General features: G+C 41.2%; 19 protein-coding genes, 1 rRNA gene, 1 riboswitch and 1 other annotated feature. Of the genes, 5 read left to right on the forward strand and 15 right to left on the reverse strand.

Annotated features, from left to right (window positions below; genetic code table 11):
• From LCM11_RS09850 to leuS, 4 genes are all read right to left on the reverse strand, one after another.
• Positions 1 to 420: ribosomal RNA gene (locus LCM11_RS09850) — 16S ribosomal RNA — on the reverse strand; the annotation flags it as partial.
• Between the two features lie 391 nt (positions 421 to 811).
• Entirely contained in the window at positions 812 to 1,141 is a 330-nt protein-coding gene (locus LCM11_RS09855; protein ID WP_224894079.1) for a rhodanese-like domain-containing protein, read from the reverse strand.
• A gap of 18 nt (positions 1,142 to 1,159) precedes the next feature.
• Positions 1,160 to 1,471: a rhodanese-like domain-containing protein gene (locus LCM11_RS09860; protein ID WP_224894080.1), complete on the reverse strand. Its 312-nt coding sequence runs from the start codon at positions 1,469 to 1,471 to the stop codon at positions 1,160 to 1,162.
• A gap of 134 nt (positions 1,472 to 1,605) precedes the next feature.
• Positions 1,606 to 4,020 carry a leucine--tRNA ligase gene (gene leuS, locus LCM11_RS09865; RefSeq protein ID WP_224894081.1) on the reverse strand — a complete coding sequence of 805 codons (2,415 nt, stop codon included), beginning with the start codon at positions 4,018 to 4,020 and terminating at the stop codon, positions 1,606 to 1,608.
• 50 nt (positions 4,021 to 4,070) lie between these two features.
• Positions 4,071 to 4,291, reverse strand: a binding site (T-box leader).
• Positions 4,292 to 4,410: 119 nt separating this feature from the next.
• On the opposite strand from leuS, the gene LCM11_RS20390 reads away from it, so the two are divergent.
• Together LCM11_RS20390 and LCM11_RS09870 are read left to right on the forward strand one after the other, a co-directional pair.
• Positions 4,411 to 4,533, forward strand: a complete 123-nt coding sequence (locus tag LCM11_RS20390; RefSeq protein ID WP_014644080.1) for a hypothetical protein — start codon at positions 4,411 to 4,413, stop codon at positions 4,531 to 4,533.
• Positions 4,534 to 4,825: 292 nt separating this feature from the next.
• Complete coding sequence (locus LCM11_RS09870) at positions 4,826 to 5,398, forward strand: tRNA (mnm(5)s(2)U34)-methyltransferase (protein ID WP_224894082.1); 573 nt, start codon at positions 4,826 to 4,828, stop codon at positions 5,396 to 5,398.
• Positions 5,399 to 5,406: 8 nt separating this feature from the next.
• Here the strand turns inward: LCM11_RS09870 and LCM11_RS09875 are convergent, their stop codons facing one another.
• Positions 5,407 to 6,483 carry a tetraprenyl-beta-curcumene synthase family protein gene (locus tag LCM11_RS09875; RefSeq protein WP_318246148.1) on the reverse strand — a complete coding sequence of 359 codons (1,077 nt, stop codon included), beginning with the start codon at positions 6,481 to 6,483 and terminating at the stop codon, positions 5,407 to 5,409.
• Positions 6,480 to 7,280 (reverse strand): alpha/beta hydrolase, encoded by an 801-nt coding sequence (locus LCM11_RS09880; RefSeq protein WP_224894083.1) that lies wholly within the window; start codon positions 7,278 to 7,280, stop codon positions 6,480 to 6,482. The genes LCM11_RS09875 and LCM11_RS09880 overlap by 4 nt, the downstream gene beginning before the upstream one ends.
• Before the next feature lie 61 nt (positions 7,281 to 7,341).
• Here LCM11_RS09880 and LCM11_RS09885 point away from each other — a divergent pair, with 61 nt between their 5' ends.
• Positions 7,342 to 7,854, forward strand: a complete 513-nt coding sequence (locus tag LCM11_RS09885) for a gamma carbonic anhydrase family protein (RefSeq protein WP_224894084.1) — start codon at positions 7,342 to 7,344, stop codon at positions 7,852 to 7,854.
• 88 nt (positions 7,855 to 7,942) lie between these two features.
• Here LCM11_RS09885 and metK read toward each other — a convergent pair whose 3' ends face one another.
• Positions 7,943 to 9,139: a methionine adenosyltransferase gene (gene metK / locus LCM11_RS09890; protein WP_224894085.1), complete on the reverse strand. Its 1,197-nt coding sequence runs from the start codon at positions 9,137 to 9,139 to the stop codon at positions 7,943 to 7,945.
• Between the two features lie 224 nt (positions 9,140 to 9,363).
• Positions 9,364 to 9,476, reverse strand: a riboswitch (SAM riboswitch).
• Positions 9,477 to 10,067: 591 nt separating this feature from the next.
• Here metK and pckA point away from each other — a divergent pair.
• Entirely contained in the window at positions 10,068 to 11,660 is a 1,593-nt protein-coding gene (gene pckA / locus LCM11_RS09895; RefSeq protein ID WP_224894086.1) for a phosphoenolpyruvate carboxykinase (ATP), read from the forward strand.
• Between the two features lie 37 nt (positions 11,661 to 11,697).
• Here the strand turns inward: pckA and ytkD are convergent, their stop codons facing one another.
• Positions 11,698 to 12,174: an RNA deprotection pyrophosphohydrolase gene (gene ytkD, locus LCM11_RS09900; protein WP_224894087.1), complete on the reverse strand. Its 477-nt coding sequence runs from the start codon at positions 12,172 to 12,174 to the stop codon at positions 11,698 to 11,700.
• A gap of 248 nt (positions 12,175 to 12,422) precedes the next feature.
• Here ytkD and LCM11_RS09905 point away from each other — a divergent pair, with 248 nt between their 5' ends.
• Positions 12,423 to 13,268, forward strand: coding sequence for a DUF6612 family protein (locus tag LCM11_RS09905; RefSeq protein WP_224894088.1), 846 nt, complete (start codon positions 12,423 to 12,425; stop codon positions 13,266 to 13,268).
• Between the two features lie 38 nt (positions 13,269 to 13,306).
• On the opposite strand, the gene LCM11_RS09910 is transcribed toward LCM11_RS09905, so the two are convergent.
• The 7 genes from LCM11_RS09910 to LCM11_RS09940 all read right to left on the reverse strand — a co-directional run bounded on the left by LCM11_RS09910 (position 13,307) and on the right by LCM11_RS09940 (position 21,159).
• Positions 13,307 to 13,618, reverse strand: coding sequence for a hydrolase (locus tag LCM11_RS09910; protein WP_224894089.1), 312 nt, complete (start codon positions 13,616 to 13,618; stop codon positions 13,307 to 13,309).
• A 71-nt stretch (positions 13,619 to 13,689) separates the two neighbouring features.
• Positions 13,690 to 14,790 carry an o-succinylbenzoate synthase gene (gene menC, locus LCM11_RS09915; RefSeq protein WP_224894090.1) on the reverse strand — a complete coding sequence of 367 codons (1,101 nt, stop codon included), beginning with the start codon at positions 14,788 to 14,790 and terminating at the stop codon, positions 13,690 to 13,692.
• On the reverse strand, positions 14,780 to 16,258 hold the full coding sequence (locus LCM11_RS09920) for an o-succinylbenzoate--CoA ligase (RefSeq protein ID WP_224894091.1): 1,479 nt from the start codon (positions 16,256 to 16,258) through the stop codon (positions 14,780 to 14,782). The genes menC and LCM11_RS09920 overlap by 11 nt, the downstream gene beginning before the upstream one ends.
• Positions 16,259 to 16,352: 94 nt before the next feature.
• On the reverse strand, positions 16,353 to 17,171 hold the full coding sequence (gene menB / locus LCM11_RS09925) for a 1,4-dihydroxy-2-naphthoyl-CoA synthase (protein WP_014644093.1): 819 nt from the start codon (positions 17,169 to 17,171) through the stop codon (positions 16,353 to 16,355).
• A 66-nt stretch (positions 17,172 to 17,237) separates the two neighbouring features.
• On the reverse strand, positions 17,238 to 18,032 hold the full coding sequence (gene menH, locus LCM11_RS09930) for a 2-succinyl-6-hydroxy-2,4-cyclohexadiene-1-carboxylate synthase (protein WP_224894092.1): 795 nt from the start codon (positions 18,030 to 18,032) through the stop codon (positions 17,238 to 17,240).
• Entirely contained in the window at positions 18,026 to 19,768 is a 1,743-nt protein-coding gene (menD, locus tag LCM11_RS09935; RefSeq protein ID WP_224894093.1) for a 2-succinyl-5-enolpyruvyl-6-hydroxy-3-cyclohexene-1-carboxylic-acid synthase, read from the reverse strand. The genes menH and menD overlap by 7 nt, the downstream gene beginning before the upstream one ends.
• Positions 19,768 to 21,159, reverse strand: coding sequence for an isochorismate synthase MenF (locus tag LCM11_RS09940; protein WP_224894094.1), 1,392 nt, complete (start codon positions 21,157 to 21,159; stop codon positions 19,768 to 19,770). The genes menD and LCM11_RS09940 overlap by 1 nt, the downstream gene beginning before the upstream one ends.
• Positions 21,160 to 21,307: the final 148 nt, after the last annotated feature.

Here is a 21,307-nt window from a genome sequence, read left to right on the forward strand (position 1 = left end):
TTGCTCCGTCAGACTTTCGTCCATTGCGGAAGATTCCCTACTGCTGCCTCCCGTAGGAGTCTGGGCCGTGTCTCAGTCCCAGTGTGGCCGATCACCCTCTCAGGTCGGCTACGCATCGTTGCCTTGGTGAGCTGTTACCTCACCAACTAGCTAATGCGCCGCGGGCCCATCTGTAAGTGATAGCGAGAAGCCATCTTTTAACCTTCCTTCATGCGAAGGTAGGTGTTACCCGGCATTAGCCCCGGTTTCCCGGGGTTATTCCGGTCTTACAGGCAGGTTGCCCACGTGTTACTCACCCGTCCGCCGCTCGTTCCACAAGCTTCACCCCCGAAGGGGATCCGCTTGCTTCCCGCGCTCGACTTGCATGTATTAGGCACGCCGCCAGCGTTCGTCCTGAGCCAGGATCAAACTCTCCATAAAAGTTGAGATTGATTAGCTCTTTGCACACCGAATGTGCTTGTTTGAATTCCTTCTATATTGAAAGAATATCTTGACGTACTGGTTGGTTCGTTCAGTTTTCAAAGATCAAATACTGCCTCACCGACAGTAATCAAATTCTAGCATAATGTGTTAGAAACTGTCAATACATTTAATAGAATTTGTTGAATAAAGTTTTCGTTTTGCTTTTGCAAAGTTGCTCTCAAATAAGCAACGTTAACTACTATACATTGCTGACAAATAAAAGTCAACAGTTTGTCTTCTTTTTTTATAGTTCTTTAATCGAAATGCTTAGGTTTAAAGTTAAAACCCCTAAACGCAGATGTTAAAAAGCACTCCTCCACAGAATATTCCATGCAGCAGGAGCGCTTTTTTAAGATTTTATATAATAAATGGATTGCTGTCTCTTTTTCCGGATAATCTTCGCTGCTAGTTTAGCACCTCGTTTATCATCTGATACTACTAAAATTTCCTCAGGGCAGTCGAATCTCTCTTTTATAGTCCGGGATAAATAACTCAAAGGGATATTTTCTGCCCCAGGGTAAGGGGACCGGTAAGCTGAAATATAATCCCGTATATCAATTACACAAAGATCAGCGCCCGAGAGATTGGATTGATTATACGGTTTTAAAGCTGTTTTTTGGTAAGCATTGTACAGGAATAAGCCTGCTATAATTAATATGGTCATATAGAATAAAGTCATAATTCTAACCCTTTCTAATTAAAAAACTAGTTCACCCGTCCACTTCAGCATGCCGCCTTGCATGTTTTTCACATTAGGAAACCCTTTTTCTTTCATGAATTCGGCCGCGTTCATGCTTCGACTCCCCGACCTGCAAACAAGAATATACTCTTTATCTTTAGGGTATTGATCAATTTCATAAGGAATGCTCCCCAGAGGAATATGCTTTGCTGTCGGAACCATACCCTGAGCTACTTCCTCATTTTCTCTTACATCTATTATTGTCAGCAGTTTATCCTGTGATATCATCGTATCTACTTCTTGAGGTGTAACTTCATCAATTTGGCTCATAACTTCTCCTCCTTCAAATCTTCTTACAAGATTCATTCTATTAAAAAAACCTTCAAAGTCAAGAGATTGAATTGACCCCAGTCAAGACATATAAAAGCCGCCTCCAGACAATTTGAAGGCGGCTTTTATATTCATTAATTCGCTACGATATTTACAAGTTTACCTGGTACGGCTATTACTTTTCTTACGGTCTTTCCTTCAAGCCACTGTTGGACATTTTCATTTTCTAACGCCTGTTTTTCTAAATCTTCTGCAGAAGCCTCTTGATTAACCATCATTTTAGCCCTTACTTTACCCATTACTTGTACAACAATTTCCACTTCATCTTCTACGAGCTTTTCTTCATCGAAAGATGGCCATTGCTGATACGTAATCGTTTCTGGATGTCCAAGCTTTTCCCATAACTCCTCTGTCAAATGAGGAGCTACCGGAGAAAGAAGCTTAACGAATCCTTCTACATAAGATTTTGGAAGTTCTTCTACTTTATAACCTTCATTGATAAATACCATCATTTGAGAGATCCCCGTATTGAAACGAAGCGCTTCAAAGTTTTCGGTAACTTTTTTAACCGTTTCGTGATACACCTTCTCAAGCTTATCTTCCGTAACGTCCTGCTTAATTGAATCTGAGAGTTCACCGTCCACGACGAATAATCTGAATACACGATCAAGAAAACGACGTGCACCGTCAAGACCGTTCGTAGACCAGGCTACAGATGCGTCTAATGGTCCCATAAACATTTCATAAAGTCTTAAGGTGTCCGCTCCATGAGTATGAACAATATCATCCGGATTCACTACGTTGCCTTTAGATTTGCTCATTTTTTCATTGTTTTCACCAAGGATCATTCCCTGATTGAAAAGTTTTTGGAAAGGTTCTTTCGTTGGTACTACCCCTGCATCGTAGAGAACTTTATGCCAGAAACGAGCGTATAATAAATGAAGCACAGCATGTTCCGCGCCGCCAATATATACATCGACAGGGAGCCATTTTTTAAGTTTTTCATAATCCCCGAGCTCCTGTTCATTGTGCGCATCAATATATCTAAGGTAATACCAGCAACTGCCGGCCCATTGCGGCATGGTATTTGTTTCACGCCGTCCCTTCATTCCTGTCTCCGGATCAACCACATTTACCCATTCCGCGATATTGGCAAGCGGAGACTCGCCGGTACCAGACGGCTTAATTTCGGTCGTTTTTGGAAGCTCTACTGGTAATTCCGTCTCAGGAACCGGAGTAACGGAACCATCTTCCCAATGGATAATTGGTATAGGTTCTCCCCAGTAACGCTGCCTGCTGAACAGCCAGTCACGCAATCGATAGGTGGTCTGTTTTTTACCGTGACCCTTATTTTCCAACCATTGAATCGATTTATCTATTGCTTCTTCCTTATCCAGACCATTTAGAAAATCTGAATTGATGTGTTTACCATCACCAGTATATGCTTCTTCTTTCACATTACCGCCGTCCACAACTGGCACAATAGGCAGATCAAATTTCTGAGCGAACTCATAGTCCCGTTCATCGTGGGCAGGAACTGCCATTATCGCTCCGCTTCCATAGCTCATTAAAACATAATCAGCTACCCAGATTGGAAGTTTCTCTCCATTAATAGGATTAATTGCATAGGAACCAGTGAATACTCCGGACTTGTCTTTAGCTAAATCCGTGCGTTCCAGATCACTTTTATTCATAGCTCTTTCTACATATGTTTGAACTGCTTCCTGTTGGTCATGTGAAACGATTTGTTCCACGAGCGGGTGCTCGGGAGCAAGCACAGCATAAGTAGCACCGAATAAGGTATCTGGACGAGTCGTAAATACATCAAATGTCCCTTTATCTTCTTCGATTTGGAAGGTTACTTCGGCGCCTTCTGATTTTCCTATCCAATTGCGCTGCATATCCTTAATACTTTCAGGCCAATCTAAATCTTCCAGATCATCAAGCAGACGGTCAGCATATGCCGTGATCTTCAACATCCACTGTTTCATAGGTCTGCGTTCAACGGGATGATCCCCTCGCTCACTCTTACCGTCAATAACTTCTTCGTTAGCGAGTACCGTTCCTAGTGCAGGGCACCAGTTCACAGCAACTTCATCTATATAAGCTAACCCTTTTTCATATAATTTTAGAAAGATCCATTGCGTCCACTTGTAATAATCAGGATCAGTCGTGTTTACTTCCCGATCCCAGTCATAGGAGAAACCAAGCTCCTGAATTTGACGGCGGAAAGTCTGAATATTTTGAGCGGTGAATTCCTCTGGATCGTTCCCTGTATCGAGCGCATACTGTTCTGCTGGCAGTCCAAAGGCATCCCAACCGATTGGATGCAAAACTTCATACCCCTGCATCCGCTTCATTCTTGAAAGGATATCTGTCGCCGTATATCCTTCTGGATGTCCTACATGCAAGCCTGCTCCAGAAGGGTACGGGAACATATCCAATGCATAAAATTTCTTCTTATCTGACTCGCTGTCCGTCTTAAACGTTTTTTGATCAAGCCAGTATTTCTGCCACTTCTTTTCTATTTTCTTATGATCAAAAGCCATTTCTTTTCCTCCTCATGTTCCTATCAAAATACAAAAAGCCCCTCATCCCTATATGGGACGAGAGGCTTGATTCCCGCGGTACCACCCAAATTAACGTTATTTAAACGTTCACTCGTGTATCGATAACGGCGATTCACCGGCAAAAAGCTACCATTAATGTTCACTTCTGCGACATCCGAGGCGAGTTCGTAATAATCAAGGACAGCTTTCACCAGCCACTGCCTCTCTATAAGCTTGATTTTTCACTACTACTCCTCTTCTACGTCATTAAGTATATAATCGTATCTTAATGAAACCAAAACTCTTTGTCAAGTTTATCAAGCCTATGTTTATAGTTAGATGATATAAGGTAAACAAAGCAATAAGGAATCCTATAAGGAGGTCGTATCCATGAAGAATTTAGTCCGTAAAGCTGCGAATTATGCCAAGCGAAATCCACAAAAAACCAAGAGTTATGCACGTAAAGCTGTAAATAAGCTTCAAAATCGCAGCAGTAAATCAAAAGTTAAGTAATCGTGTTCTCTTTTAAACTGCATCTTCATTGATGCAGTTTTTTTTATACCTCTCCTAAACTTACTGCTCTGCCATAATAGCCAGGCAGATACCACCTAATGGTGTAAATGAAACTTTGCATACATTACATGATAATAATTTTGCAAAAAACTTATCATATAATTCACATGTACGGATTTTTCTTCCCAAAACAGCCAATTTAATGATGAGATGATTAGGAATTATAATTTAAACGCCACCCATGCTACAATAATCTTTGCCTTAACCAAAATAAAAGGAGTTATTAAAACCAATGACTTTGCAGCCAATTCTGCACTATGCCCACTCTTTAATGGAAAATGTTATTACAGACGGTGACATTGCCGTTGATGCTACATGTGGTAATGGTCACGACACGTTATTTCTCACCGGTCTAGTAGGGGAAAAAGGACATGTATACGGATTCGACGTCCAAGAACAAGCGATCACTAAAACCGAGGAACGGTTAAAAAAACATCTAGTAGAGGAGCGGGTCACTCTCGTTCAGGACTCTCACTCACAATTAACTAAGTATATTTCTCCGGTCCATCAATCACAAATTAAAGGAGCCATTTTTAACTTAGGCTATTTGCCAGGAAGTGATAAAACTATTGTAACTAAACCTGCAGAGACAATATCCTCCATAGAACAGCTCCTTTCCTTCTTACCACAGGGAGGAATGATTGTTCTAGTCATTTATTATGGACATGCAGGAGGAAAAGAAGAAAAAGATGCTTTAACAGAGTATGTATCATCTTTAGATCAAAAATCATTCAGGGTGCTGCAATACGGTTTCATCAATCAGAGAAATACGCCGCCCTTTATTATAGCAATAGAAAAAACTTAGCCTGGGTCCTACAATGGACGACCAGGCTTTAATTTATGGTACATTTTTGTATTATAGTAAAAGAATTTTGCTTTACGGCCACTTACTTTTAGCAGATCTTTAACAAAGCTTTTTGCATTATCAAGCTTTCCGACTTTACGGTCAGCCAGGTACATGCCTACCAGCCCTTCATGAATCATTTGATGAAACGCTGTGTCAGGAAGTTCTTGTACTTCTTCATGAGTTTGCCGGACAAAATACTCAAACCGATGCTTCATCTGTTCTTCATGTGCATAATAAGAGCAGAAATTTAAATCTCCTTCTTCTTCGTCTTCTCTCTGATCAATGTAGTAATCCAGCAGTATATGAAGCCCCTGCATAAACGGGAAGTAACTTCTCTCCACTTGTGCTGCCAGCGATTCATCCATACGACCGTTAAGCATATAAGACACCAGGCAGAAGATTCCTAAAGTAGAGCCTGTGCAAGCTGAAAACTCATACCACTCTAAATGAGGCCACTCAGATTGATGGTCCTTAAACCAACTTTTAAGACGTGGTATTCTTTCCTCTTCAATCACGTGTTTATGTACTTGCAGATCAGTATATAATGACCCTAGTTTTAACGTATGTTTCTGCACAAGGGGATAATCCGAAGAGGCCTTGAGTACATTCTGGCAGGTATGTACAAGATCCCTTAAATAATTTCCATCATCTTTATCATCACGATAGTGATAATAATCCTTGACTTCATTTTCCGGAGACAAAGCATCTGCCATCGATTGATGAAGCATGCGAAAATCAACTGGATCCATAGAGGTACTGCGATCACACAAATTATCTAGATAGTCACTAATGGTCTGGTAAGCAACTATAAAGCGAATGGACTCTTTCCACTGTGGCCCAGCAAGCATGGAGTAAATAGAACCTCCTTCACAATGGAAGGTCTTATCTTCGATACTAGATATCGCCTGGGTTCTTAACTCTTTATTAGGAATTTTCTTAGCCCGTTCGGTCCAATAATTTAATTCCTTATGGACTTCAGGAAAAACCTCCTTATAAACACGAAACATTAAATGAACAGCATTTTGTGGTACTTGGGCTGTCACAACGACTCCTCCTTACCTGCTTGCTTTACTTGAAAATGGATAAAATTCAAAGCAAAATTGTAGACGTACTCCTGCTCAGGTTCATTAAATATTTCATGATAGAAACCCGGCCATTCTTTATAGGTTTTCTCCTTACATCCGACTTTATGAAACCACTCTTTAGTTTTCTCAGGATCTACCATATAATCCTCACCTGCCTGCATAACTAACAAAGGCACATCCGGAAACTCTTCAACTTCTGAAAATGACTTCTTAATCGCTTTTCGAAATTCCTTATACCATCGAATAGAGACCTTCTCTATAATAAGAGAATCCTGTTTATCTTTGGCAATAATCTCTGGATTGCGGGTTACATACTCCGGTTTAAAAGGAGCTTTTACGAGTACGGACGGCCAAACCTTATTTAGTACGTAAGTGACCGCTTCGAGAGACTTGCTGGCTCCGTTCAGTATACCTGCAGCAGGCGACGAGAGAATCACTCCATTTACTGACGGTTTTAATTCCTGCATAACCCGCATTACAACCGTTCCTCCCATACTATGTCCCAATAAAAATACAGGACGAGAAGAATCTGCTTGTTGCAGCCATTGACGAACTGTATCTATGTAGGTTTCGAATTTCTTTATATGACCTTTCTTTCCTTCTGCCAGACCCTGGCCTGGCAGATCACCATAAATAACATTATATCCAGCTTTCTGAAAGCTTTCAGCCAATGAACGATAACGTCCGGCGTGTTCAAAAGCTCCATGCACAATAATAATGGTTGCTAAATTTTGATTGGAGTTTAATCGTTTCACTTCTACACGGCTCCTATCACTTTGCTATACTTAATATAACCATATTATAAGGGGGTTTAGTATGATTTGCGAATATAAAGGAAAAGAACCCAGGATTGCTGATACGGCTTATATTGCTGAAGATACTGTCATTACTGGGGATGTAACAATTGGTGCTTACTCAAGTATTTGGTTTAAAACAGTCATTCGTGGAGATGTATCATCTGTACATATTGGCAGCAATGTGAACATTCAGGATCTTAGTCTACTTCATCAAAGTCCAGGTCTTCCTTTAGTGATTGAGGACGGCGTTACGGTTGGGCACCAGGTTACCCTTCACTCTCCGCACATTAAGAAAAATGCTTTAATAGGTATGGGGTCCTTAATCCTTGACGGAGCTGAAATAGGAGAACAGGCTTTTATTGGCGCCGGCAGTCTTGTCCCACCAGGTAAAGTGATCCCTCCGAACACCCTTGCTTTCGGCCGGCCAGCTAAAGTCGTACGTGAACTGACCGAAGAGGACCTGAAAGAAATGAATCGAATCCGAACCAGTTATGTAGAGAAAGGGCAATATTACAAAGGGTTACAAGGCTAATTAACCTAACGTACATCGTATCTATATTCCTATAGAAAAGGGAACTTCCTCTTTGAGGAAGTTCCCTTTTTAATATATGAGAAGTTTGTTAACTGAAACGCTGTTTTAACTCCTCTGCCTTATCTGTTCTCTCCCAAGGGAATTCTACATCTGTACGGCCAAAGTGACCATAGGCAGCTGTTTGCCTGTAAATGGGTCTGCGTAAATCGAGCATTTTAATAATGCCTGCGGGGCGGAGATCAAACAATTCTCTTACAGCTGCCACGAGGTCTTCTTCAGCAATTTTACCTGTATCAAACGTATTTATAGAAATGGATACTGGCTGGGCTACTCCGATAGCATAAGCTAATTGCACTTCAACAGTATCAGCAAGACCAGCGGCTACAATATTTTTGGCTACATATCTGGCCGCATAAGCCGCAGAACGGTCCACCTTAGTGGCATCTTTGCCACTGAACGCCCCGCCCCCATGACGCGCATAGCCTCCATAAGTATCTACAATGATCTTTCTTCCAGTTAATCCGGCATCACCTTGAGGACCTCCAATAACGAAGCGGCCTGTAGGGTTAATGAAGTATTTGGTACTGTCATCAATTAGATGAGAAGGGACGACCGGATCTATAACTTGTTCTTTTAAGTCTTTTTTTATTTGTTCAAGTGTAATCTCTTCTGCATGCTGGGTTGATATAACGATTGTATCCACACGAACAGGTTGATCATTAACGTCGTATTCAATCGTTACTTGCGTTTTTCCATCTGGTCGAAGATATTCCAACGTTCCGTCATTACGTACATCTGATAACCTTTTGGAAAGTTTATGAGCTAACGAAATCGGTAACGGCATCAGTTCTTTGGTTTCATTATTAGCAAATCCAAACATGAGGCCCTGGTCCCCGGCTCCTATAGCTTCTATTTCATCATCACTCATTTGCCCTTCTCTGGATTCATAGGCAACATCTACGCCACCGGCAATGTCAGGTGATTGCTCATCAATGGCTGTTAATACAGCACATGTATCAGCGTCAAATCCAAATTTGGCTCTTGTATATCCAATTTCCTTAATAGTTTTTCGAACAATGGCTGGAATATCAACATACGTATTGGTACTGATTTCTCCTGAAACAAGTACTAGTCCCGTTGTTACCGTTGTCTCACATGCAACTCGTGCATTTGGATCATTTTTTAAAATTTCATCTAATATAGCATCAGAAATCTGGTCACAAATCTTGTCCGGGTGACCTTCTGTAACAGATTCTGATGTGAATAACCGGCGATTGGCTGGCATTCTGAAAAACTCCTCCTTCTGTAAGTACAAAGTATTAGACGGAACTCTTTACCAGTATGTGTAGAAACTTTCTCATAGTCTTAATCTATGTTCTTTTCTTATGGATGTCACAACCTAAGGTGCAAGCAATTTGGAATAGCAATCGGCATATCAGTTGGTATAGATATTGCCTAAAAATAGAAAAAACCCTTCCTGACTCGAGGAAAGGGGGCTGCTTCCTTTCGCTCTTATCGTCCAAGGAGTATTCGTCCTTGCTTCAGGTTAGCACCATGTCATATTTTACATGACGGTTGCTGGGCTTCAAAGGGCCTGTCCCTCCACCTACTCTGGATAAGAGAGTTTCCGTTCTAAGATATCGTATCGAAAACGTTCTTTAATGTCAATTAATGCACTAATGCCGTGAGGAATGGCGATTTCAATGATTTATCCCCCTCGTTTCCATATCTGATCTCCCATTGTAATGGTCTCGAGGATTTTTTGGTGAGAATAATAAACCTTCTGCCTATTCCTACATAGTATAATTCATATGACTTTTCAAGTTCTCATTTCTTACTTTCCTCCATACTAAAGGAAGAAATTATTCACCACTCTTCACTCATTAGAAATAAACGGACTTGAATACGAGTGAACTTCTATCCTAAACGGTTTCCGATATTCACCTATTTCCGTTTTGTAATGATTGGATTCGGATACAAAAAACGAATACTTTCCATGGCCTCAGCATTGCTGAATCTCTAATAAATATCGTGCTTTCTTTAAGTCATCCAGCTTGCAAAAATTAACTTTAAGATTTAACCTGACAATCATAAAAAATTCTTGAAAGCATTTTCATTATTAGTATGGAATAATAAAACGATTGTGTTATACTAATGTTCAGATTAACACATAGCTTGGATTAAAATTCTCTTATAAAGGCGGGTAGACACATATGAGTGCCATTAATCAAATGTCAGAATTGAATCTTTTATTAGCCCAAGACCATGTCCACCATCAATTATCGGTCCCTCAGCTAGTGGAAAGGGTTCTGGATCGCAACGAAGGAACATTGACAAATAAAGGTGCCATCCAGGCAACAACTGGTGCTTATACGGGAAGGTCTCCCAACGACAAATTTATTGTCAAGGATGACCAGTCTAACCAATTGGTGGACTGGGGCAAAGTAAATCAACCTATTGAAGACAAAGTTTTTGTGAACCTTTATCATAAAGTACTGGATTACTTGAAACATCGCAATGATTTATTTGTTTTTAAAGGATACGCAGGGGCAGATGAAAAGTTCCGCCTTCCGATTCAAGTTATTAACGAGTTTGCATGGCATAACTTATTCGCCCACCAAATGTTTATTAGACCAGACGAAGAAGAAGAGAAAAACCATGAGGCAGAATTCACGGTTATTTCTGCACCAACTTTTAAGGCGGACCCCGAAGTGGATGGAACCAACTCAGAAGCCTTTATTATGATTTCTTTTAAGCACCGTGTAGTACTCATTGGCGGAACGGAGTATGCAGGCGAAATTAAAAAATCAATTTTTTCAGTCATGAACTACTTATTGCCTCAAAAAGACGTGCTTCCTATGCATTGTTCTGCAAACATCGGAAAAGAGGGAGATGTAGCTCTGTTTTTTGGTTTATCCGGCACAGGCAAGACCACACTGTCCGCTGATCCTCATCGAAAATTAATCGGGGACGATGAACACGCATGGTCTAATTATGGAATCTTTAATATAGAGGGCGGTTGTTATGCAAAATGTATTAACTTATCTCAAGATAAAGAGCCCCAGATATTCAATGCGATCCACTTCGGTTCGGTTCTTGAAAACGTAGCTCTCGACAGTGAATCACATACCCCAGACTACGATGACGTAAGCCTGACAGAAAATACAAGAGCAGCTTACCCGATTCACCATATAGATAACATCGTAGAGCCTAGCATTGCGGGGCATCCACATGCTATCATCTTTCTTACTGCGGATGCTACAGGTGTACTGCCTCCCATCAGTAAATTAACCAGAGAGCAGGCGATGTATCATTTCTTGAGTGGTTACACGAGTAAGCTTGCAGGTACCGAGCGCGGAATCACCGAACCTCAAGCTACCTTCTCAGCCTGTTTCGGATCACCTTTTCTACCTTTGCCGCCTTCTACCTATGCTGAAATGCTTGGAGAAAAGATTGAACAGTTTAATGCTGATGTTTATTTAGTTAACACTGGATGGACAGGTGGACGGTACGGAAAAGGCTCCCGAATGAAATTATCTTATACGCGTGCTATGATTCATGCAGCACTAGAAGGAGAGTTAAATTCTGTAGAGACATATACTGATCCATTCTTTGGACTCAACATTCCTATGCATTGCCCTGGCGTTCCCGACGAAGTATTGATTCCTCGAAAAACATGGGATAACCCTGAAGAATATGATCGGAATGCACAAGATCTTGCAGATAAATTCCATGAAAATTTCAAGAAATTTTCCTATGCTACGGAAGAGATTAAGCAGGCAGGCCCTTCTTATCACAGAAAATAGTAAAAAAGACGTCCGGGGTTAATACCGGACGTCTTTTTTAATTTTTTTCATGATGATCTTTAATTCTATGTAAGCATAAAGGAAGAACCTCATCTTTCATCATGAAACTAAAGCGTTCGTTTGTTTTCAAATTCTTAGGAAGATGTTGAAAAATAACAGGACCATGTGTTTCAAAGTAATGCTCCTGCTTACTTAAGTCGCCTATCACAGCAACGTACACATTCTTAATCACTGTGCCGCCTTTTCCCTCTACATGATACTGACCTACATATTGTAAATCTTCGACGCAACCTCCTGTTTCTTCCATCACCTCACGAACAGCCGCTTCTTCTGCTGTTTCCCCTTCCTCAACCTTTCCGCCAGGAAACTCAAACCCTCTGTCCTTGTGCTGGGTAAGTAACCATTGGTTATTGTACCGGCATATGACCCATACATGTTTCGGAGATTTAGAGAAAGGATGATCCTCAAAGGATAATCGAACTGGGTTTTGATAAAAGTCGTTAAATGTTTTCATGCTAGATCAACTGCCTTTAATACTTGATGTGGGTACTTTCTTTATTCGAACAATCCTTCACCTTTCTAAATCGTACCATAAGGATTTATAAATACAAACTACTCAGAACCAAAACGTTAGGTTCTTTTTTTATTTCTTCCTTTTATGACGAATCAATAAACACAAAAGGATTTTTTTGGATATTTTGAAACCATGTAGACCTTATTACGTATAAAATATAAATACTTTTCAGAAAGGGAGGATCTTTCTTGAAATCGAAACTATTTATCCTTATAAGTACCCTGACGGCTTTTATTTTAATTAGCGGCTGTGCGAGTTCAGAAGGAGAAAAGGTGGAGGACATTTATTCTAAAGCAGCTGAAGCTAGTAAGAATCTTGAGAACTTTGCTATGAAGGTGAAATCCAAACAAATTATTGATACTGGCATGGAAACAGGTAACGAAAACGGAAGTGAAGATTCCCTCGTCCCTGGCAGTATACCTATTGTTACTACCATAGATTCTAAAATGCAGACGGATCCTATAGCTTTCCATCAATCTGTGGAAATGATGGGACAAACTATTGAACAGTACTACACAGAAGATGGTCTATATATGACCATGCCTACAAAAGAGGGATGGTTTAAAGCACCAAAGCAAGTAGTAAAACAGCTGAACGCTATGGCTGCACAGCAGCAGAATCCGGCTTCCCAATTAGAGAACTTGAAGGACTATGCTGACGAGTTTAAACTGGAAGAAGAGGAATCCACCTACACGCTATCTTTTCATTCGGAAGGTGAGAGTGTTAAGAACCTTATAAATGATTCGTTGAATCAGATGCTGCCCAAAGAACAAGTGCCAGATGATTTAATAAAACAGATGACTGTGAATAAAGTAGAGTACACGTTTGTAGTGAATAAAGACACATATTATCCATCGTCTGTTGACATGGAAATGGATTTTACAGTCAATCAAAATGGAGAGAGCACCCATATGGTACAGACTTTCAGTGGGAAATATAGTGATTTCAATGAAGTTGGTAACATTTCTGTTCCTGAAGAAGTTAAATCAAACGCTAAGAAGATTGAAGGAATGGAAAGTTTATTTCAGTCCTAGGCGCTCAATGAACCGCTCCCGTAACAGGAGCGGTTTCTTTAATCTTCTAAAATTTTCATTTGTTCAATATGTTCTCGAGTCATCTCATCTCCAAGATCATGAATCATTCGAAAAGCAGATTTCATTCCTACGTCGTAATCATCATTGTCCTGATCTTGGTGGTAAGGCATGGCAGGAATGTGCGCCCGAAAAAAAGAACGCATATCAGAGTTATATACTTCATCAAAAATTTCTCTGAGTTTAATGATTTCTTCTTCTGTAGCATATACAACAAAATCGTCATTATTGGCATCATGATTTAGGGAAATTTCCTGAGTACCCACATTAATGTAATACTTATTTTTATTCATTATCCGCCCTCCTCCCTTTTAGTTTGAACCACTGATTGATTCTTATGAATTATTTCAGGAGAAGGTTTTCATTATAAATCGAATCTTTTGGACTTCTTAGTTACTCTCTCTAAGTATGATTCATCAACCTCTACGCCGATTCCATGATGCGATGGAACTTCTATCTCGCCATTTTCCATTTGAATACCTGGCGTAACGAGATCTTTATCAAAATATCGATCAGATCCGGATAGATCCCCTGGAATGCTGAAGTTTGGAAGAGACGCTAACGCTAAATTATGGGCTTTCGAAATGCCAGATTCAACCATCCCTCCGCACCAGACAGGGATATTTTCCTGAGCACAATAGTCATGGATTTGAATGGCTGCACTCAGACCTCCCACCCGGCTGATCTTTATGTTGATCACTTGACAGCTCCCTAGCTGAATTGCCTGCTTAGCATCGTGAAAATTCATGACTGACTCATCAAGGCAGAGAGGCGTTTTTAAGCGTTGTTGTAATTGCTGGTGTAAGTAGAAATCCCCTGCCTTAAAGGGCTGTTCAATCATGGTTAACCCATATTCATCAAGAGTCTGAATGTGATCCATATCTTCCTCCGTATAGGCACCATTCGCATCGATCATCAAAGGCAGATCAGGTGAGATCCGCTTAACTTGTTCAATATCTTCCCCCTCCCTGCCTTTATTAACCTTTACTTTGTACCGCTCATACCCTTTCTCTTCTAACGATTTTATACCTTCTACTGTAACGTCACTCAGACTAATGACAGCTCCCGCTTTTACACGTTTTCTAGTTCCACCTATCATTTGGCTCAGACTTTGACCGTTTTGTTTCCCATAAAGATCCCAAAGCGCACCTTCGACTCCAGCTTTAGCCATTGGATGCCCCTGTATGCCAGTTACCAGATTAGGAAAATCAAACGGGTGTATAATCTTCTGAAAATCAATAGTTGGGATAATACAATCGGAAATAATGTGCCAAGCGGTCTGAACCGTTTCTGAAGTATAGAAGGGCTCAGCAAATGCCGTTACTTCTCCGTAACCCTTTCGTCCCTCTTGATCCGTGATCTCCACAATGATTAACATTCTTTTCTTGATAACACCCTGGTGAGTGCGAAAAGGCGAACGTAATGGTAACTCGACCAAACGGAGACTTAAATAGTCAATGTTCATGATTTCTCTCCTTCTCCAATGCAGAAAACAGTTGGCGGCGCATCAGTTTATTAGAAGCATTCCTAGGTAGCTGTTCTATCTGATAAAATTCCTTAGGCACTTTAAATTTTGCTAAGCTTTTATTACAAAACTGGATTAGGTTTTCTTTATTAATTTTTCCATTATCTACTACGAGAAAAGCGACCGGCACTTCTCCCCACTTATCATCTTTCATCCCGGTTACTCCAGCTTCAATGACTCCAGGATAGCCTGTCAGCACACTTTCAATTTCAGCAGGATACACATTTTCTCCTCCTGAAATAATCATATCTTTCACTCGATCAACCACGTACAAAAACCCTTCACTGTCTTTATAACCAAGATCTCCAGTTCGGAAAAAAGTTTCTTCTCTTGAAGGGTGGTTATAATAACCCGAAGAAACCATGGGACCTTGGACAATAATCTCACCAACTTCACCGGCGTCATTATTATCAATCCACAGTTGTGCCAGAGATAATGGCTTTCCCGCTGAACCTATTTTCTGATTGGCTGTTTCAGGCGAAAGGGTCGCTACTTGAGAAGAGGTTTCCGTCATACCATAGGTTTGAAATACTGGAATACCTTTTGCTGCCGATTCCTGAAGAAGCGGCTCTGGAACAGGACCTCCACCTAGCAGCATGCACCGAAAATGCTCTGGGTAAAATCCTTCTTGTAAGTTGTTCATCAACCGCTGCATCATAACCGTTACTACTGAAATATGAGTCACGCCATGTTCCATAATGGCTTTATTTATTATACTTTCGTCAAAGTTGTTCACTAAGTAAACCGTCATGCCATAGATTACACTTTTCATCATGATAGAGAATCCACTAACATGAAACATTGGCAAACATAAGAGCCACTTATCTTTGTCGCCAGTACCCAGGTTTAACGCAGAGGCAATGGCGCTGTACCAATGGTTTCCATAGGTATGCATAACAGCTTTAGGACGCCCAGTAGTTCCAGAGGTGTACATCATTGTGAAAACTTGGTCTAAGTCAATTTCTTCCCTGAAATAAGACATATCCGTTACAGTCTTCCTGCCCACTCTATCCATTCTAAACACAGGAATCACAGGTGCCTCCGCTTCATCCAGTACTTCAAGCGCTTTTACTTCGGTCTGTTCCCCGGTTATCAAATAATGAACTTGAGCATCATTTACTTGGTAAACAAGTTCATTCGGAGTAAGCCGTATATTTAATAATACAATGGTAGCTCCCACATAACTTAATGCATGAATGCAAACAGGGAAATCGCTGCTATTCTCCGCTAAAATTGCAACGTGGTCTCCTGGTTTAATGCCTTTTTCCAGTAGAGATGCTGCCATTTCCAAGCTTTCTCTCCGTAACTCATTAAAATTCATAACCGTTCCATCAGGAGTTTCAAGCGCTATATGATCTGGATTTAACTCATTTTGTTTATCTAACCAGTGCGGTATTTTTTCTCCCATGATCCTCTCTCCTTTGCCACGAATTCAAAAAGGGGCACTCCCTTTTTGAATGGGATGCCCCTTACGACTAAAGCTTATTCAAATACATATACGATCAAGGAAAACGAGGGAACTTATCGAATTCGGGTTTCCTTTTCTCCTTGAAGGCATCCCGGCCCTCTTTTGCTTCTTCCGTCTGATAGTACAACAACGTAGCGTCTCCGCCCATTTGCTGCAACCCAGCTAATCCATCTGTATCTGCGTTGAAAGAAGCTTTCAGGAAACGAAGAGCAGTTGGAGATTTTTCGAGCATCTCTTTACCCCATTGGACTGTTTCCGCTTCTAGATCTTCTACAGGTACTACTGTATTAACGAGTCCCATATCTTCCGCTTCTTTTGCACTGTATTGGCGGCACAGATACCATATTTCACGAGCTTTCTTATGACCGACAATACGAGCCAGCAGACCTGCACCGTACCCAGCATCAAAGCTCCCTACTTTAGGACCTGTCTGACCAAATACAGCATTCTCAGCAGCAATGGTTAAGTCACATACAATATGTAATACGTGCCCGCCGCCAATTGCATATCCAGATACCATAGCCACTACAGGTTTTGGAATAACGCGGATTAAACGCTGCAAGTCCAGTACGTTTAAGCGCGGAATATGGTCATCACCAATGTAACCGCCGTGACCCCTTACTTTCTGATCGCCTCCGGCGCAAAAAGCCTCATCGCCAGCTCCAGCCAGGACAATTACACCAATTTTAGAGTCATCGCGAGCATAAGCAAAAGCATCGATTAGTTCATGTACCGTCTGTGGTCGGAAGGCATTCCTAACCTCTGGACGATTAATCGTTATTTTGGCAATCCCTTCAAATGTATCGTACAGAATATCTTCGTATTCGCGTTCGCGAACCCAATCAAAAGCCATATTGACTTCCTCCTTCTACATTTAATATGAACCTGAAAAGCACAAAACGCTTACATACATTGTTAATTATATCATGAAATTCTCAACAATTTTAGCAAAAACTCGTGGTTTTTCGAGATGAACCGTGTGACCGGCCTCTGCCACCTCTACCCAATTAGCGCTTAATAACCTCTGCTCCATGTGCTGATTAATTGAGCGAAATTTTACATCTTCTTTCCCTGTGACAAGCAGCACCTCTGCCTTTACCTCCTTAAGTTGGTTCCACCAGGAAGGCTGAGAGCCTGTACCCATTCCTTCCAGGGAGTCTGCCAACCCTTCAGCGGAGTGACTGGTGCGTTCTTCTCTCAGGGTCTTTCTGCGTTGTTCGGGAAGCTTGTTAAGAGTTTCAAATAGCGGAAGAGATTCCCAATATTTAACGAAACTTCTTATACCTTTACGATGTAATAAATCGGCTAATCGCTGATCCTTTGCCCGTCGTTCTATTCTTTCTAATTCTGAAGGCAGCCCGGGAGAAGCACTTTCCAGAATCAAACGACTGACTCTTCTAGGATAAATTAAAGCAAATGACAATGCCGTTCTTCCTCCAAGCGAATAACCCATGATATTTATTTCTTCAACGCCAAGTTTATCTAAAATTAAGGATAAATCTAAACAGAACTTCTCCATGGATAAGCTTCCGACCGGACCTGTTCTTGCATGGCCGGGCAGGTCTATCTTTATAAAGCGGCACTCTTTATTCATATAATTTAAACACTCGTCAAAAGTATGTGTACTTCCTGTAAAACCGTGCAGCAACAACCAGACAGGCCCGCTCCCAGTATCCTCTACCCAGTAACTGCGTTCTTCAGCCGTTATCAGCATTCATCTCCGCTCCAAGTAGTAATAGATTCCTCAATGCTCTGCCACTTAGCTTTATGAAAGGTAACGTGATCTTCACGATTCGTAATGACTTCAACCACGAAAAGACCATCGTAACCATAGCTTTCCGCTAATGCTTTCTTATAATCCTCCCAACTCTCTGCCCTTCTGTGAATGCCCCCGTACATTTCCACTATTTTTGAAAAATCCAAATCCAGCGGTGTACCGAACAACTCTTCAAAGTGGTCAGGATGCTTCACTTGTGGGAGATAAGAGAAAATGCCTCCCCCATTATTGTTAATCACTACAATAGTAAGCGGAAGCCTCTTTTGCTTGGCAATTAACATACCATTAAAATCATGATAAAAAGACAAATCACCAAGTAACAAAGTCGTCCTGCGCCCTGAAATAGAGGAGCCCAGGGCAGCAGAAAGAACTCCATCAATCCCATTAGCACCTCGGTTCGCGAGTACCTTAACGGATTTAGGAGTAGACATAAAGAAACTGTCCACATCCCTTATCGGCATGCTGTTTCCAACGAATAAATTAGAATGATCAGGAAGAAATTCTGACAAATATACAACAGCATGACCTTCATTCATTTGGTCTTCAGGCTCACTCAACATTTGATTCTTAGCGGTGCTGTTTAACTTATGCCATAGTTCCAGCCAATCTGTTTCATAACTTCCTTCTAGAAAGTAGCCGGACAATCTACTGCAAAAGAATGCAGGGTCGCTCCATATAAATTGGGCACTGATCCCCGCAGGCTCGCGGTAACTTTTGTACGCATCCACTATAAAATGATCCACTTGCCGTTCAATTTTTTTTACCCATTTTAAATAAGCTTTCGACACAGGCATTGCACCAAAGCGAAGAATATAATCTGGTTCAATTAATTCTTGAATGTGTTCAGACTTTAATAGAGCATCATAATTCTCTATGATGTTTCTCTTATCATGGGCCCCCGCTCTTAATTGAGATAGCGGGTCTGCCAGTATAGGAACACCAAGTCTGGCAGCGAGCGTTGTTACAAAGGGAGCAAGTTTTTCTTCTGTCTGCGGACCTACCACGATCACTCCCCGCTCATAACCCTTCAACCTTTGAAACAATTCCTCAAGCACTTCTTCCTGAAGGGAGGGGTTTCCAGATAAAGCACGAGGAATAGGCTTGACTCCCTCTCTCCAAAGCCCTTGCAAATTAAAATCAGGTATCAGTGGCTCACGGAATGGAAGGTTCAAATGAACAGGTCCAGGATGATTCCCTACAGCTTCTTCTACTGCTCTTGCAGCCTGACGCCTGCCGTACATATGAAGTCCTTCTTCGGGAACGGCAAGGTCATGATACCACCTGACATAGTCTCCAAACAAATCTGTTTGATCAATAGCCTGAGGGGCACCTGTATCCCTGAGTTCATGTGGACGATCCGCTGTAAGCACCAGCAAAGGAACACGGCTGTAATGAGCTTCTACAATAGCAGGGTAGTAATTTGCCGCTGCGGTGCCTGATGTACATACAAGAGCTACTGGTTTATGTTGTTCTTTAGCAATTCCTAACGCAAAAAAAGCCGCAGAGCGTTCATCAAGATGAACCCAATGGTTCATCTCGGAATGCTCTGCAAAGGTCATTGCTAAAGGTGTTGACCTTGATCCTGGCGAAATAACCACATGCTCTACCCCCGAAAAGACGAGCTGGTCAACAAAGTGTGTTACATATCTGGTTAAGGATTCAACGTGTTCCATTAACATCCTCCTAAAACTGAGAGCATCGGTTTTAATTTAACGTGTGTTTCTTCATACTCAGCATCCGGGTCTGAGTCCTCTACAACACCGCACCCTGCGAATAGGGAGGCTTTATCGGATTTTATCAATGCAGAACGGATAGCTACAGCAAATTCCCCATTATTATGCATATCAAACCACCCGATAGGTCCTGCATACCACCCTCTGTTTAACTTTTCATTGGTCCTTATATAGTCAACCGATTTTTTCTGTGGCATGCCTCCAAGAGCCGGTGTTGGATGAAGCTTTTCAATAACATCAAGCAGCGTGTATCCCTTCTCCAATACTGCCGTTACCGGAGTATAAAGATGCTGAAGATTTTTTAAAGGATATAGTACAGGAGCTTCCGGAATTTGAACATTATAACAGCATGCTTCCACTGCCTGACGGATCATTTCTACAACAAATTGATGCTCCTGCCGGTTTTTCGGGTCATATAACAAATCCTCACCCAGCTGTACATCTTCTTCTTTCGTTTTTCCACGGCGGATGGTTCCTGCTAAACAAGTAGAAACAAGCTGCTGCTTATCAAGTTTTGCAAGGCGTTCTGGTGTAGCTCCTACAAAGTATTCTCCTTCGCTTTCAAAAGCAAAAATATAACTATTAGGCTGTGTTTCCGCCAACGCTTTAATAACAGCTGCAAGCTGCACAGGGTCATCAAACGTAATACGTAATTCTCTGGCAAGAACCACTTTATCTAATAAGCCTTTTTTGATATCTTCTGTTGCCTGTTCAATCGATTTCTTCCAACCGGATGGATCAATTTCTTCTGAGTCTGTTCTTACCGGCAACTCAAACGTCTGATGCCCAGCTTTCAGTAAAGTTTCACGATGTGTAGATAATTGCGTGATTATCTGCTGCTTGTGGTCTTCTGGAAATATCAGAACATTTGTTGTCAAATAAGATTCAGAACCCTTATTGGTCAATAGAAAAGCCGGTATGGTCATCTGGCTATCAGGGAAAGCTTCCCATGGAACTTGTTCATTTTGATTGGAATCAAAACTAAATCCTCCAAGCGCAACGATCCCTGTCCCCTTTTCATTGAATTCATCATATGTCGATGCACTTTGATGGATGTTGTCCCACATGACCTGTATTTCTTTAAAGCGATTTTCGTTTTCCGCATACATTTTATAGGCTGATCCGACAGCCACCATTGTAAAATCTTCCTCAGCGCTTCGCCAAAACAAGCAATGATTGTTTATGGAAGTTCCAGCATCCAGAAATTGAAATGGATCGGATGGTTCTATTTGATCCACCACACTAATCAATTGTGGTTCATTTCTTTCTTGCGCCTGATTTATGGCATTTTCAATTATTTCATCTATTTGAGGTGCTTGTGTATGAAGCATCAAAATTCCTCCCATTCCTCAGGGGACATCGTTATACATTTATAACAATTCAAAAACCGTTTATTTAGATTCAGTAAAGTTTCATCTACATCTATTTTATTCTCTTTTTTCCCTTGACTCAAGAATTGTCCACCCAATCTTACAGTTT

The sequence above is a fragment of the Halobacillus halophilus genome, from assembly GCF_020171985.1.
Classification (GTDB): domain Bacteria; phylum Bacillota; class Bacilli; order Bacillales; family Halobacillaceae; genus Halobacillus; species Halobacillus halophilus_A.